This is a genomic window from Galbibacter sp. L-19 (assembly GCF_056857615.1).
Genome location: NZ_JBSXNL010000057.1, coordinates 140,800 through 155,769, shown reverse-complemented (window position 1 = coordinate 155,769; position 14,970 = coordinate 140,800). Strand labels below are relative to the sequence as shown.

Genomic DNA, 14,970 nt, shown 5'->3' with positions numbered 1-14,970 from the left:
AAAAAGATATTTAAAGCTTTACAAATAGAATCGATTTTTTAGTGGTTCACTTTCGTCCGCTGTAGGTGGTTCACTTTCACCCGCCGCACTATGCTCAATTTAATCCGCTGTGGGTGGTATACTATGCCCGTTTTTTGCATTCTAATAAATTATCGAGTTGGTTAAATCGATTTTCCCAAATGACTCTAAATTGCTCTAGCCATTTATCGATTTCTTTCATTTTTTCAACTTTAAGTTCGTAGTATATTTCTCTCCCTTGTTGGTTAGCCTCAACCAAGTCACATTCATTTAAAATTTGAATGTGTTTAGAAATAGTGGGTCTTGCAGCATCAAAGTTTTCGGCTATAGCACCCGCTGTCATTGTTTGTGAGGTGAGTAATACCAATATAGCCCGCCTTGTTGGATCGGAAATTGCTTGAAAAATATCTCGTCTTAATTTCATTATGAAGTTATTTAACTACAAATATATATGAAGTTACTTAACTACGCAATTATATTTTAGATAAAGTCATTTAAAATAGTTTACTACCTAAAAAACAAAGAAGCTGTAGTTACAGGTGTATTCTCTATAAAGATGTTGAAGACAAGTAAAATAGTAGATTCTATATTTTTTATCCATATAGTCGTAAAAGACCAGAGAATTATTAAATACACCCTACTGAAAGATAGTTATGCCGTTTCAGCATCTTTATCTTAACTAAAAAGGGTGCTGATTACTTATAAAATTCATTACAATTAAACTAGTTTGCATAGTCGGTAAATAAAGATTTGGTATTCTCCACATATAATATCTTGGCTACTTCTTGCAATCTAGACTTAGGAATCTTTTTCCATCGATTGAAATCGGTTTCATAATTTGATCCAAAAAGAAGCTGGCTCATATTAGTAACAATACGGTAATTAGCATGAGGATGCGCATTTCTGGGATCATTCTTTGCATTTTTTAAATAATAAGCTACACGATTGTAAAGTTCTTTATTGCAAAATATCATTTCTATTAATTTGCCTCTGTATTCAAGGTCTCGCGACTCTAAACCTGGGAATCTTTTGTAATCATAAAAATGTTGTCCTTCATGTTTAAGATAAACTATTTTAAATTTTTCAGAACTTTGATTATATCCCTTTGAAACACAATAAAGCGCCTTATTAGTAGCCCAACCCCCTGGATATCTCTCGCCTAAACGGGAATATTCCATCCAACCTAAAGATATAAAATCCTTCATAAAATAGACAGTCACCTCTTCAGTGTGGTCTACCAATTCAATTTTAAACTTCTTGGGTTCCATGGTTCTCCAAACTAAAAAGTCATAAAATTTACCAGCTTTCCCAAAATCCGTACAATAATAACCTTTACTTTCTATGTACCTTTTGTACACTTCATCTAAATTATCATGATTAACAATTGTGGCATTATTAGCATCGTTTTGTGCTGCTTTATTAAAGAAGTTTATCAATTTCACCTTAAACAAACTGTCATTATCTTGCTCAGGATGTAACAGTCCTTGTCGCCAATATTTCTGAAATATTCGATGCAATGGATTCAAGAGGGTATCAGTTATAGCAAAATAGTTAGTGGTTAAGTCTTCATTATACTTAAAACGTGCCTCAAACTTATCTTTGAAATTAAGATCTTTAGTCTTATAAATCTGTAATGTATCTAAGGAGTTTAGAATTGGGGTTATCTCCCCTTTTATAGCCATTCCAAAAATGTACTCATAATCAAGAGTGTCTTTAACTGTTTTTTGTGCATAAATAGTGAAGGTAAACAATAGGAATAAACTAAAAATAGGAGCTTTATGTTTCGAATTTATATCTTTCTTATGTATGGTTTATAATTAAAAGACATGTATTTTTAACGAATGTTGCAGTTACCATTTTAAAACTATGTTAAAATAACATTTGATACTTTACACATAAATTTCTGCTTAGTTTTTGTATCCATACTTTAAAAGATAAGGACTTAACCATTTGTATATAAAAAAATGCATTGTTTTTTGGTTTCCAACTATTAGAACATCCATCTAAAATCTTATTTTATATACTTAGATAAGTTCATAACTTATTCAGAATATAACAATCACTATATTTGATATTGACATCCTAAATAATAACAATGCTGAAAATTAGATTCCTCATCATAATTGTTCTTACATCTTATGGAGTAAGGGCACAACATACAAGAGAAGTCGCCCAGTTTAATCACGATTTCAATCAATCCCTCAGTGTTCGAGATCTTGCTATTACTGCAGACGGAAAGGAAGCGTTCTTTACTATCCAAAGTCCTTTTCAGGAAATTTCTCAAATTGCTTTTATCAAAAAAGAAAATAATACATGGAGCGAGCCCGAATTAATGCCATTTTCTGATGCATTTTCCTATTTAGAACCTTTTATATCTGCCAATGGGAACCGCTTGTATTTTGTTTCTAACCGCCCCTTACATAGTGCTGATACCATTAAAAAAGACTTCGATATATGGTATGTAGAAAGAAAGCAACAAGGCGAAAAATGGTCTACACCTATAAATTTAGGAAAACCTGTAAATTCAGATCTTGATGAATTTTATCCTTCACTAAGTGAAAATAACAATTTATATTTTACTATGGTCTCACCCGAAGGTATGGGAAAAGACGATATTTATGTATGTAGATGGCAAAATGGAGCCTACCAAAGTCCTATGCTTTTAGACAAACATATTAATAGTGCTGGGTATGAGTTCAATGCTTTTATTTCTAAAAAGGAAGATTTTTTAATCTTTACAAAATATAATGAAGCAGATGGTTATGGTAGCGGAGATCTTTATATCTCCAAAAAGAATTCCATGGGAAATTGGGAGAAGGCTGAGAATATGGGAGCAGCCATCAATACCAAATATATGGAATACTGCCCCTTCTACGATGAGCAAAGCCAGCTATTATATTTTACTAGCAAAAGAAATGATTTAACTCCAAGAACATTTAAAGACTTTTCAGATTTGCAACAATACATAAAAGAAGGTAATAATGGACTGAGTAAAATTTATTGGATTCCTCTAAATATAAGATAGCATCTTTTATCATATCGGCACGAGTATGATGTTTGCGCTAGCGGGTTTCTTTTTTACTGAAGAAAATTCTTTTAGCTATTGGTTCAAAAATATTTAAACCTCAATTAATCAATCAAAAAAAAGCTACTAAGTTTCCTTAGTAGCCTTTTCTATAATTTTATTTGAAGAATATTATTTACTCAAATACATCTTTCTACGCTGATACAAGTCGTAAAACTCATCATCTTTCAAGCTATCTATAAATAAGATACTCTCTCCTGTACTCTTCATTTCTGGTCCTAATTTTTTATTTACATTAGGGAACTTATTAAAGGAGAATACCGGTTGTTTAATTGCATATCCTTCTAATTGCGGATTGAAGGTAAAGTCTTTAACTTTCTTCTCTCCCAACATTACTTTAGTTGCATAATTTACATAAGGTTCTTTGTATGCTTTTGCAATAAAAGGTACCGTTCTAGATGCACGTGGATTTGCTTCAATAATGTAAACCATATCATCTTTAATAGCAAACTGAATGTTAATTAATCCAACTGTATTAAGTGCTAAAGCAATTTTACGAGTATGATCTTTTATTTGCTCCAATACTAAGTCTCCTAAATTAAACGGTGGCAATGTTGCATTTGAGTCTCCCGAGTGAATTCCACAAGGCTCAATATGCTCCATAATTCCGATGATATACACATCTTCCCCGTCACAAATAGCATCCGCTTCTGCTTCGATAGCCCCATCAAGATAATGGTCTAAAAGTAATTTGTTGTTTGGTATTTTTCTCAGAAGATCTACAACATGCTCTTCTAATTCTTTTTTATTGATAACAATTTTCATTCCTTGCCCTCCTAATACATAAGAAGGTCTCACTAGAATTGGAAAATCAAGCTCATCTGCAAGCGCTAAAGCTTGATCTGCTGTTTCTGCAACCCCAAATTCAGGATAAGGAATATTATTTTCTTTCAATAATGTTGAAAAGCTCCCACGATCTTCAGCAAGATCTAAAGACTCGTAGCTAGTTCCTATAATTTTTACTCCGTATTTGTCGAGTTTCTCAGCAAGTTTAAGAGCTGTTTGTCCTCCTAACTGAACAATTACACCTTCTGGTTTTTCATGGCGAATAATATCATAAATATGTTCCCAGAAAACTGGCTCGAAGTATAATTTATCTGCTGTATCAAAGTCGGTAGAAACTGTTTCAGGATTACAGTTTATCATAATAGTTTCATAACCACATTCCGCAGAAGCTAATACTCCGTGCACACAACAGTAATCAAACTCAATCCCTTGACCAATTCTATTCGGTCCAGACCCTAATACTATTATTTTTTTCTTATCTGTTACTACACTTTCGTTATCTGAATATACTTCTCCATCTGCAGTTTGTACTACATCTTCAAAAGTAGAATAATAATAAGGTGTTGCAGCTTTAAATTCTGCTGCACACGTATCTACTAATTTATAGATTCTATTAATACTCATTTCATCACGCTTGTTGTGAACTTCACTTTCCCAACATCCAAGCATATGTGCTATTTGTCTATCTGCAAAACCTTTTTGTTTTGCTTCTAGCAATAAACTTTTAGAAATAGTCTCAATAGTATAAGTAGAAATCTCTTTTTCTAAGAAAGATAATTCTTCGTATTGCTTTAAGAACCACATATCAATTTTTGTAATCTCATGGATGCGACTTAATGGAATTCCCATCTGTATAGCATCATAAATTACAAACACACGATCCCAACTTGCGTGTGTTAATTTATCGATAATTTGGTCATAATCTTTGTATCCTTTTCCGTCTGCTCCTAAGCCATTTCTTTTGATTTCTAGAGATTGTGTTGCTTTGTGTAAAGCTTCTTGGAACGAACGTCCAATTCCCATTACCTCTCCAACACTCTTCATTTGGAGTCCTAATTCTCTATCAGAACCTTCAAATTTATCAAAATTCCAACGTGGTATTTTCACAATTACATAATCCAATGTAGGCTCAAATAAGGCAGAAGTAGATTTTGTAATTTGATTTTGTAATTCGTCTAAAGAATAACCTATTGCTAATTTACTAGCAATTTTTGCAATTGGATAACCTGTTGCTTTAGATGCTAATGCAGAAGAACGAGATACCCGTGGGTTAATTTCAATAGCAATAATATCTTCATTATCATCTGGACTTACAGCAAACTGTACATTACAACCTCCAGCAAAATCTCCAATACTACGCATCATATGGATAGCCATATCTCGCATTTTTTGGAAAGTTCTATCAGATAATGTCATAGCAGGAGCTACTGTAATAGAGTCTCCAGTGTGAATCCCCATTGGATCCATATTTTCAATTGTACAGATAATAACAACATTGTCATTATCATCTCTAAGTAATTCTAATTCATATTCCTTCCATCCCATCAAAGCCTTATCAATCATTACTTCATGGATAGGAGATATTTCAAGACCTCTACTTAATAACTCATCAAAATCTTCTGCTTTATGTACTATAGAAGCACCTGCTCCTCCTAGGGTATAAGATGCTCTAATTACTAATGGAAAACCGAACTCTTGTGCTATTTCTTTTCCTTTTAAGAAAGAAGTAGCCGTAGCTTGTGGCGCCATTGGAATTCCTATTTTCAGCATTAATTCACGGAATTGCTCGCGGTCTTCCGTAATATTAATTGCATCAATATCTACTCCAATTATTTCCACTCCAAAATCTTCCCAGATTCCTTTCTCGTCAGCTTCAATACAAAGATTCAAAGCCGTTTGACCTCCCATTGTAGGTAAAACCGCATCAATGTTTGGATGCTTTTTTAGAATTTCAATAATTGATTTTGTGGTTAAAGGCTTTAGATAAACATGATCAGCCATTGATGGGTCTGTCATGATGGTAGCAGGGTTGCTATTTATCAAAACAGTTTCTATTCCATCTTCTCTAAGCGATCGTAATGCTTGTGAACCAGAATAATCAAATTCACATGCTTGCCCGATAATAATAGGTCCTGACCCTATTAACAATATACTCTTTAAGTCTTCTCTTTTTGGCATTTTTATTAACTATTGTATAAATATAAGATGTTGTTGGGTATAAAAAAAGGCGTTACTAATAAAAGTAACACCTTATATTTTAATAATCAAATCGATCATTATTTCTTGTGTCTAGGTTCAGAAGAAACAGATAATTTTTTTCTACCTTTTGCTCTTCTGCTAGCAAGCACCTTTCTACCGTTAACAGAGGCCATTCTTTCTCTGAATCCGTGCTTATTTCTTCTTTTTCTCTTCGAGGGTTGAAATGTTCTTTTACTCATTGTAATATCTTTATCTCTTTGGTAATTCTATCTCTTATCGGCTTGCAATATACTTCACAAAAGCGCGGCGCAAATATACAAAGACTTTTTACTTATACAAACACCTTTTTGAAAATATTTTTAATATCTTTTAAAACCTATTATTTTACTCGTACTAAGGGAGTTTCTATATTTATAAAAGCTATATATGTCCTGAGAAAATTAAGACAGGTTTTCTACTTCAAAAATAACACTTATTTTTTATAATAAGGCAAATTTCCTTTAACGGCAAATACTCTAGCCCAAACATCCATTAGTACTGTACACATTACTATAGTCTCTATTTCTTCATTATTAAAATACCTTTTAACTTCTTTCGTTGCTTCTTGAAGTTTTTCATAAGAAACAGTTGAAATAGCTTCTGCATAGTTAAGTGCTGCTTTTTCTTTAGCCGAAAAAAGCTCACTTTGTTTATAGGCCATGATATTGTCTATTTTATGAATATCAGTTCCACTATCTCGTGCATCTTGCGTATGAAATATAGTACAATAACTACATTTATTATTAATGCTTACCCAAAGCCTAACTAGTTCTGCTATTTGACGATCTAATGGTAAGGACTCATAACTAAAAGAACCATACTTTTCAGCTAATTGGGAAGGTATATCTGTGTAATTTGTAACATTTTCTGTATACAAGGTTTCTTTAAATGCTATACTCCCAAAACTTTGATTAACAATAGCTGTTTCTGTTTTCTCAATCTCTTGTGCATTACTATTATTTAGTGTCATTAAGATGATGAATAAAATTAATATAGTTTTCATATGATAAATTTTTATAAAATAATTAGTGTTATTTACTTTCGTACAAGACATTTCACAATAAAAAATACCCTTGAAGGGTAATAGCTATTAGATAGTTATTCGTTTGCTATGTCTTTACAAATAACAATATAGCGATAATTTACCTCGATACTGTATTTTATTCTATAAATAATAGATTTTAAACTATTATTTATTACAAACGCTAGTAAGTATAGAAAGTTAATTTTTATAAAGTTCTAAGCCAGCTCTGTTAACCTTAAATAAGTAGTTTTTATATAGAGGAAAATAAACGGGGAAAACCTAAACTTATTAAAATCAATTATCTATAAGGAAGTTCACAAAGTATTTAAATGGAACAAATTGAGTTTATTTGTATGCAGAGTCGTTTAATAAATTCAGGGCAAAATTTCATAAAACAAACCCTGTATAAGCTATTAAAAAGGTATCTAATAAAATAGTTTCTTTTTAAACTATTGCACACTATTAAAAATGCCTGATTTTATTACCTTTGCCCTTTAATTGAAAATACCCAATATGTTCAACAAAAATATAAAATTAGTAATAGCCGTATTAATTATAGCTTATGCCGTATTCCAATTTATTGAAGGCAATATAGGTAATGGCATTTTTTTAATGCTCCTTTCTCTTATTTTTATCTTTCTTTATTTTAGAAATGAATTGATTTTGCTAGCATTTTTAAGAATGCGAAAGCAAGACATGGTTGGAACAGAAAAATGGTTAAACAAAATTAAAAACCCTGAGAGCGCCTTAATTACAAAACAGCAAGGATATTACAATTATTTAAAAGGAATTATCTCTTCTCAAACCAATCTTACTCAAGCTGAAAAATACTTTAAGAAGGCATTAAAATTAGGATTGAGTATGGATTACGATCTAGCAATGGCAAAACTAAGTCTTGCAGGAATTTCTATGCAAAAAAGAAGAAAAAGAGAAGCTACAATGCTTTTAAATGAAGCTAAAAAATTAGACAAACAAAATATGCTAAAAGATCAAATTAAAATGATGCAACAGCAATTAAAAAGAATCTAAAACTATTCTTGCTTCAAAAAATATAAAAAATGCAATTATTTCTTAAGAGAAGTAATTGCATTTTTATTTATAATAATGGCGCCCATAAGCGGCAAAACGATTCTTTAAGTCGCTGTATAAGTCCGCGGTTTAGCCATCTTTCGGCATCTACTTGTTCACTGTATTGCAAATCGTCTATATAGATTTCTAGCATTTGCTTTGTAATATCTTCATCATAAATTAAAGCATTTACTTCAAAATTAATATGGAAGCTACGGTAATCCATGTTTGAAGTTCCAATGGTGGTAAAAACATCATCAACAATCATTGTTTTTGCATGAATATTCCCTTTTTCGTACAAATAAATCTTTACTCCTGCTCGTAAAAGTTTTTCTAAATAGGAATAGGTAGCATATTTTGCTGCCCAAGAATCGCAACTTTTAGGAATAATTAAGCGTACATCTACTCCACTTTTAGAAGCGGTAGAAAGCGCTAAAGATATTTCATCATTCGGAATAAAGTAGGGAGTGGTTATATAAACATATCTACTAGCAGAATTTATTGCTGTAAACATTGCTTCCATAATATTAGCCCATTCGGTATCTGGACCACTAGCAGCAATTTGAATAGGAATTTTATTACTCACTTCGGTTTCTGGGAACCACCTTTTATCAATCTTAATATCATTTTCACTTACAAAATCCCAATCTAAAGAAAAGTGAAATTGCAACATTCCTACAGCCTGTCCTTCTATACGAATATGAGTATCTCTCCAAAACCTACGTCCTTCTTTATTTATGTACTCATCTCCAATATTTATTCCGCCAACATAACCTATTTTTCCATCAATAATTACCATTTTTCTATGATTACGATAATTTGCTTTACTTGCAAATTTTGGAAAATAAACAGGCATAAAAGGGAACATCTCTACCCCACTGTTTTTTAAAGAAGAGATAGATTGATTGGAAAAAGAACTAGCAACAGAATCGTAATTTATTTTTACTGAAACTCCTTCAGCAGCTTTTTCACAAAGAAGATTAATAATTTTGGTCCCTATTTCATCATCTCTAATTATATAATACTCTAAATGGATAGAAGATTTAGCTTCCTTTAAATCGGCAAAAAGACTATTAAATTTTTCTTCGCCATTAATCAATATTTTAACTTTATTATTTAAAGTAAGAGGAGAGCGTTTTTCACTATCTATAAGCTTAATTATTTTAGTATTTCCATTTAAAAGATGACTTCCAATATCATAAGCTTCTTTTTTATTTAATACTAATTGCTGCGCCCAATCTCTTATATTTTTCTGATTTAAAACATTTTTCTTTTTGAATATTTTAAACTTCCGATAATCTTGTCCAAAGAAAAAATACACAATAAGCCCTACAAAAGGAAAGGCTAAAAGTGCTATTAAATAAGATAATGTTTTTGTAGGATTTATATTTTTAAGCAGAATTGTAACTGCTGCTATCAAAGCTAAAACATAATTTAACCCTAGTAAAAACTGCCACAAATGATCTGAAATATAAGCCCACATTATTTAGCAGGTGGGTAATATCCTTCTTTAGGAATTTCTATGTAATATTTTTTGTGAGAAGCATTATTTAAATGAGTTTCTCTTAACCACGGATTATGGATTTTTAATACTTTATAGTTTATTCCAAATTTTTTAGCAAATTTAGGGAAATCTGTCACCACAGTATCAACTTCCATTTTAGTTACTGGAATATGGGTATATAAATCCTCTTGATCAAAATTAAATCCATAAGATTCTGGATTTGATAATATTTCTTTTAACGCCAAAATTCTAAAAACATAACGTCCAGTTTCTTCACCTAATAAAACATTGTAATAGTTTTCAACCTCTTGCCTTTCCAATTGTTTTGCCATTCCAAATTGTCCAGCATTATAGGCAGCCGCTGCCATTGTCCAGCTTCCAAAACGATCTTTTGCTTTCTTCAAATATTCACAAGCAACTTCGGTAGATTTTTCAATATGGTATCGCTCGTCTACATTATCGTTTACTTCTAAGCCGTATTCTCTTGCTGTTCCCTTCATTAACTGCCAAAAACCAGTAGCTCCAGCAGGAGAAATAGCTTGTGTTAATCCGCTTTCAATAACCGCTATATACTTTAAATCGTCTGGAACCCCGTGTTTCTTTAAAATCGGTTCTATAATTGGAAAATATTTATTAGCTCTTTTAATTAGTAATAATCCGTTAGACTGCCAATACGTATTAACCAACAGTTCTCTATCCATACGCTCTTTTACATCTGGATCTTCTACCGGAACCCTTTCTCCAGCAAAATTAATCCCTGCTGGAATTTTTAAAGCGTAAACATTATAATCATGCACAAGACTTAGACTGTCTTTATCTTTTGCTACCGTTTTATTTGTTGCTTCTGGCATTGGATTGGTAGATTGAACTGCATTAATAAATACTGCAGAAACAGCAACTACCCCTATCAAAATTATTATGTTTTTTATACGCTTCATCTACTTCTTTTTTTTATAAATATACAAATTTGATTTTTCATTTATCATCAATTAATTTAGGTAAGTTTTCATTAAACCATCTAAATTTATTAATTATCATGATGTGAGTTCCCCCTTTAATTTTAATACAATCTTTAATATAAGTACAAGGAAAAATTGCATCTTTATCTCCTTGAATATGTATGGTTCCTGATGAAGGCTCCACCTGCTTCCAATTAATAATAGAATCAATAGCCCAATCTAAATAATATTTATCTCTAACAGATAAATATTTCTCATACAAATGTAACCTTTTTGTAACGGTTTCTCCAAAAGCATACTTAGCTAAAACCTCAATATTACTTACTAAGCTTGTAGGTAAAAGCTTATGTGCTTTTGTATATTTTGCAAAAATCATTCTCTTTGGTAATTCCTTATTACATTTAACGCTAGAAATAATAATTACTTTTTTTACTGAAATAAATTTTGCCATTTCCTGCACCAATATCCCTCCAAAAGACACCCCTATAAGAACAGGGTTTTCATGCTCAATTAGAAGCGTCATTCTTTTGGCATAAGCTTCTAGCGTCTCATTTTTTAAAGGAATATTCCAAGTTAAAAAATGAGGAACAAACCGATCTTTTGGCAATTTTATATTTTCAAAAATTGTAGGGTTTGCAGCCATCCCTGGCATAAAGTACACATGTATCAATTCAGTACTCATAGATATTAACAATTGAAAAATAGAAGGTTAGCTATTTTTTTCGTAACTTTGCACTGCTAAAGGTATATAATTCTCCGTCAATACAACTACCGACCTAAACTAAATTATACCAAATTTTACCACCATTTAGTGCAAAACACAATGCATTACATGGACTGAATTAGATTTTTGGTGATAATTAAAAATGATTTTTAAACCTCGTAATAATGAATGAAGTAGTAATTAATGACAATGAGTTTTTGCGTCAATACGAAACAAGAATTGACGGTAAGCTAGCTAAAATAGAGTATGCTTCTCAAGAACGAAAAGTTTTTTTAACAAAACTTGTTATCCCGGAAGAGGTAACAGACCCTAACTTCAAAGATGAATTCATTACAACTGTTTTGAAGCACATTGAAGAGAAAAAATTAAGTGTAGTTCCTACTAGCCCCCAAATTGCTGGTTTCCTTAGAAAGCATAAAGAATTTAAAGATTTATTACCAGTAGGAATTAGAATTTAAGAAACTAAAAGCTGTCTAAATAGGCAGCTTTTTTTTATCATCCAATTATACTACATAAAAAAATCGCCTAAAAAATACTAGACGATTTCTTCCCTCTAAAACAAACAAACTAGTTATTACAATTATCCTTTAGCTACAATTCTTACATCAACAATATACTCTTCATTTGGTTTTAAAGCAGCTACCTCTACCTTTTTATAATTCATTCTGCTTTTGATATATTCTTCAACCATATCATTTTCAGCAGAAACATTTATAACAACTATTTCACTACGCTTATTCACCATAAAATGAACTTTAGCCACCATATCATTTTCTGTAACTTTAAATGTTGGCGTTCCTAATATAGTTGAAAGTTGTTTAGAAACCTCTTTATTTGATGGTTTCGGATCTACGTTGGCCATAACAATATTCGATACTGCTACGAATGCCATTACTAATACTAATTTAAAATTTTTCATAATGCTTTTTGTTTTTTGATTACAGGTCAAAATTACAAACAGAAATCATAATAAAATACTAAAAACTAGATAGTTAACTTACAATTAAATGATATAACATTTTCGTAACAAAGAAAAAAATGCAGAGAATTAATCAAGAAATAGGAAAAGCCATATATACATAGTCTTTCAAGAATCTGTTTATTTTTCAGAAGAAAAAGAGAAAAAAATCAACCTTTCATTCCCTAGTAAAATACGCTACTAAGAAATATAAATTTGAGCTGAATCTTTAAATTAATAGCAAAAAAACAAACTTACTATTAGCATATTCATATTATAGCAAACTCAAATGTGTTGCTAACAATAACTTTACAAAGCAACTATGCTTATAAAACTACTTTACAATTTTAAAACAAAAAAGCCTCGATAAAAGTATCGAGGCTTTGTATATAATGTAATATCAGGAATTTATTTTAATACTTCCTGAACTTTATCTGCTGCTTCTTTAAACTCAATAGCCGATTGAACAGCCAATCCAGAGTTGTCTATAAGCTCTTTAGCTATATCTGCATTTGTTCCTTGCAAACGTACAATAATTGGAACTTTAATTGAATCTCCCATATTTTTATAGGCATCTACAATTCCTTGTGCAACACGGTCGCAACGTACAATTCCTCCAAATATATTTACCAAGATAGCTTTTACATTTGGATCTTTTAAAATCATTCTAAAAGCAATTTCTACTCTTTTAGCATCTGCAGTACCTCCAACATCTAAAAAGTTTGCAGGTTCTCCTCCAGCCATTTTAATTAAATCCATGGTAGCCATTGCTAAACCAGCTCCGTTAACCATACAACCAACGTTTCCGTCAAGGTTTACAAAGTTAAGACCAGCTTCTTTTGCTTCAACTTCAATTGGATCTTCCTCTCTTAGATCGCGCATTGCTTCATAATCTTTATGACGGTATAAAGCATTGTCATCTATAGATACTTTAGCATCTACAGCCATAATTTTATCATCTGAAGTTTTCAATACAGGATTGATTTCAAATAAAGAAGAATCAGAAGCTTCGTAAGCTTTATAAAGTGCTGTAACAAATTTTGTCATTTCTTTAAAAGCAGTACCGCTTAAACCTAAGTTAAAAGCAATTCTTCTAGCTTGGAAAGGCAATAATCCAGTTGCAGGATCTATTTCCTCATGAAATATTAAGTGCGGTGTTTTATCTGCTACCTCTTCAATATCCATTCCTCCTTCAGTAGAATACATAATCATATTCTTCCCTTTGCTTCTATCTAACAATACAGACATATAAAACTCAGAAGTTTCACTGTCTCCTGGGTAATAAACATCTTCAGCTACCAATACTTGGTGAACTCTTTTACCCTCTTTAGAAGTTTGAGGTGTAACCAAGTCCATTCCAATAATATTTCCAGCTATTTCTTCTACTTCTTTAAGGTTTTTAGCAAGCTTAACTCCACCACCTTTTCCACGTCCACCGGCATGAACCTGTGCTTTTATTACGTGCCATCCGGTTCCCGTTTCTTCAGTTAATTGTTTTGCAGCAGCTACAGCCTCTTCAGGATTCTGAGCTACAATACCACGCTGAATGCGTACTCCAAAACTTGCTAATATTTCTTTTCCTTGATATTCGTGTAAATTCATAACGATACGTTGTATAATTTAAAGCTGAACAAAAGTAACAAATGGAGTTTAATAAACCCAATCTAGAATTATTTTTTTGGGCAAGCATACAAATCTACTACCTCGAGGCAAGCCCACAAGGTATTCTAAGGAAATAAATTTAATTCATTTCGACGCAGAGCGTCTGGGAATTAGACCCTCTATGAGGGATTAATAACAAATAGCAACTCAAAAACATTCAGGAATAACATAAAACTCCTTAAAATTTTAAAGGGTCTAAGTTTTTAAAATGCCCATTCATTTGAATTAGTTTTCTTGTATCGTTAACTTGATTTAATATAGGGAGTACTTTTAATAAATGTGCTTTTATAAATTGAACACGTTCCCGCTCACTCACTATTTCTAATAGCTGATATTCTTCTCCTATACTCATCCCTATTTTATGGGCAAACAAAAAACTATTAAAAGTTTCTATCTGAATATTGTGTGCAGAAACACCAATAATTGCATATAATTGCTTAATTAAAGCTATTACTTCAGAATATTCTTCGAGCGTACTATCATCTTTATTTTCAAAAAATTGAACTTCGCCTCCCGCATATAATTTATTAGGAATTGGATTAAAGAATTTATCTACTTTAAAAGTCCTAATCCCTTTACATAGAATATCCATGCTTCCGTTATCATAGTTTTTTACAATCTCTTCTAACTTCACTTCTGTACCATAACTTAATTTCCCTTCCAAAAAAGTGGGAATTCCAAAGTTTAAGCCTCTTCGTTTACAATCGTTTATTAATTGTTTATAGCGTTCTTCAAATATGTGTAATGGAAGTACCTCCGTAGGAAAAACAACAATTTGAAGCGGAAACAGCGGAATAATTCTATTCATAACAGACACGTTCTTGTAAGTTTATAATTATAGTTCTAAAAGGCAAAAATGCTTTTTAGCGACAGCTATTTCTTAAATTTACAAAAAATACTTTTTAAATTTTAGAAATCACCAACCTTATGTTATAAATGTAACA

General features: G+C 31.5%; 14 protein-coding genes. 3 read left to right on the top strand and 11 right to left on the bottom strand.

Features of this window, described 5'->3' with window-relative positions; all coding sequences use genetic code 11:
* Window positions 1-121: 121 nt before the first annotated feature.
* Together AC13CQ_RS11205 and AC13CQ_RS11200 are read right to left on the bottom strand one after the other, a co-directional pair.
* A complete protein-coding gene (locus AC13CQ_RS11205) occupies window positions 122-442 on the bottom strand; it encodes a metalloregulator ArsR/SmtB family transcription factor (RefSeq protein WP_474507664.1) in 321 nt (106 codons plus the stop codon).
* Window positions 443-740: 298 nt separating this feature from the next.
* The gene (locus AC13CQ_RS11200) at window positions 741-1,769 is read right to left on the bottom strand and encodes a hypothetical protein (protein ID WP_474506716.1); all 1,029 of its coding nucleotides are present in this window, start codon (window positions 1,767-1,769) and stop codon (window positions 741-743) included.
* A gap of 344 nt (window positions 1,770-2,113) precedes the next feature.
* Between AC13CQ_RS11200 and AC13CQ_RS11195 the strand changes: the two genes are divergently transcribed.
* Window positions 2,114-3,043 (top strand): TolB-like translocation protein, encoded by a 930-nt coding sequence (locus tag AC13CQ_RS11195; RefSeq protein ID WP_474506715.1) that lies wholly within the window; start codon window positions 2,114-2,116, stop codon window positions 3,041-3,043.
* Between the two features lie 171 nt (window positions 3,044-3,214).
* Here the strand turns inward: AC13CQ_RS11195 and carB are convergent, their stop codons facing one another.
* The 3 genes from carB to AC13CQ_RS11180 all read right to left on the bottom strand — a co-directional run bounded on the left by carB (window position 3,215) and on the right by AC13CQ_RS11180 (window position 7,130).
* Entirely contained in the window at window positions 3,215-6,067 is a 2,853-nt protein-coding gene (carB, locus tag AC13CQ_RS11190) for a carbamoyl-phosphate synthase large subunit (RefSeq protein ID WP_008615343.1), read from the bottom strand.
* A 98-nt stretch (window positions 6,068-6,165) separates the two neighbouring features.
* Window positions 6,166-6,327, bottom strand: coding sequence for a 50S ribosomal protein L34 (gene rpmH / locus AC13CQ_RS11185; RefSeq protein WP_008615344.1), 162 nt, complete (start codon window positions 6,325-6,327; stop codon window positions 6,166-6,168).
* 233 nt (window positions 6,328-6,560) lie between these two features.
* The gene (locus AC13CQ_RS11180; protein ID WP_008615345.1) at window positions 6,561-7,130 is read right to left on the bottom strand and encodes a carboxymuconolactone decarboxylase family protein; all 570 of its coding nucleotides are present in this window, start codon (window positions 7,128-7,130) and stop codon (window positions 6,561-6,563) included.
* Between the two features lie 534 nt (window positions 7,131-7,664).
* On the opposite strand from AC13CQ_RS11180, the gene AC13CQ_RS11175 reads away from it, so the two are divergent.
* Window positions 7,665-8,180, top strand: a complete 516-nt coding sequence (locus AC13CQ_RS11175; protein ID WP_008615346.1) for a membrane protein — start codon at window positions 7,665-7,667, stop codon at window positions 8,178-8,180.
* Window positions 8,181-8,247: 67 nt separating this feature from the next.
* Here AC13CQ_RS11175 and cls read toward each other — a convergent pair whose 3' ends face one another.
* From cls to AC13CQ_RS11160, 3 genes are read right to left on the bottom strand one after another with little or no spacing between them, the layout of a single operon-like run.
* Complete coding sequence (gene cls / locus AC13CQ_RS11170; protein WP_474507663.1) at window positions 8,248-9,702, bottom strand: cardiolipin synthase; 1,455 nt, start codon at window positions 9,700-9,702, stop codon at window positions 8,248-8,250.
* The gene (locus tag AC13CQ_RS11165) at window positions 9,702-10,661 is read right to left on the bottom strand and encodes a lytic transglycosylase domain-containing protein (protein WP_008615349.1); all 960 of its coding nucleotides are present in this window, start codon (window positions 10,659-10,661) and stop codon (window positions 9,702-9,704) included. The genes cls and AC13CQ_RS11165 overlap by 1 nt, the downstream gene beginning before the upstream one ends.
* 37 nt (window positions 10,662-10,698) lie before the next feature.
* Complete coding sequence (locus AC13CQ_RS11160) at window positions 10,699-11,364, bottom strand: alpha/beta hydrolase (protein ID WP_474506713.1); 666 nt, start codon at window positions 11,362-11,364, stop codon at window positions 10,699-10,701.
* Window positions 11,365-11,570: 206 nt separating this feature from the next.
* On the opposite strand from AC13CQ_RS11160, the gene AC13CQ_RS11155 reads away from it, so the two are divergent.
* A complete protein-coding gene (locus tag AC13CQ_RS11155; protein ID WP_008615355.1) occupies window positions 11,571-11,864 on the top strand; it encodes a GNAT family N-acetyltransferase in 294 nt (97 codons plus the stop codon).
* 122 nt (window positions 11,865-11,986) lie between these two features.
* Here the strand turns inward: AC13CQ_RS11155 and AC13CQ_RS11150 are convergent, their stop codons facing one another.
* From AC13CQ_RS11150 to AC13CQ_RS11140, 3 genes are all read right to left on the bottom strand, one after another.
* Complete coding sequence (locus tag AC13CQ_RS11150; protein ID WP_008615356.1) at window positions 11,987-12,325, bottom strand: hypothetical protein; 339 nt, start codon at window positions 12,323-12,325, stop codon at window positions 11,987-11,989.
* Window positions 12,326-12,772: 447 nt separating this feature from the next.
* Window positions 12,773-13,966: an ADP-forming succinate--CoA ligase subunit beta gene (sucC, locus tag AC13CQ_RS11145; RefSeq protein ID WP_008615357.1), complete on the bottom strand. Its 1,194-nt coding sequence runs from the start codon at window positions 13,964-13,966 to the stop codon at window positions 12,773-12,775.
* A 238-nt stretch (window positions 13,967-14,204) separates the two neighbouring features.
* Window positions 14,205-14,834: an LON peptidase substrate-binding domain-containing protein gene (locus tag AC13CQ_RS11140; protein ID WP_474507662.1), complete on the bottom strand. Its 630-nt coding sequence runs from the start codon at window positions 14,832-14,834 to the stop codon at window positions 14,205-14,207.
* Window positions 14,835-14,970: the final 136 nt, after the last annotated feature.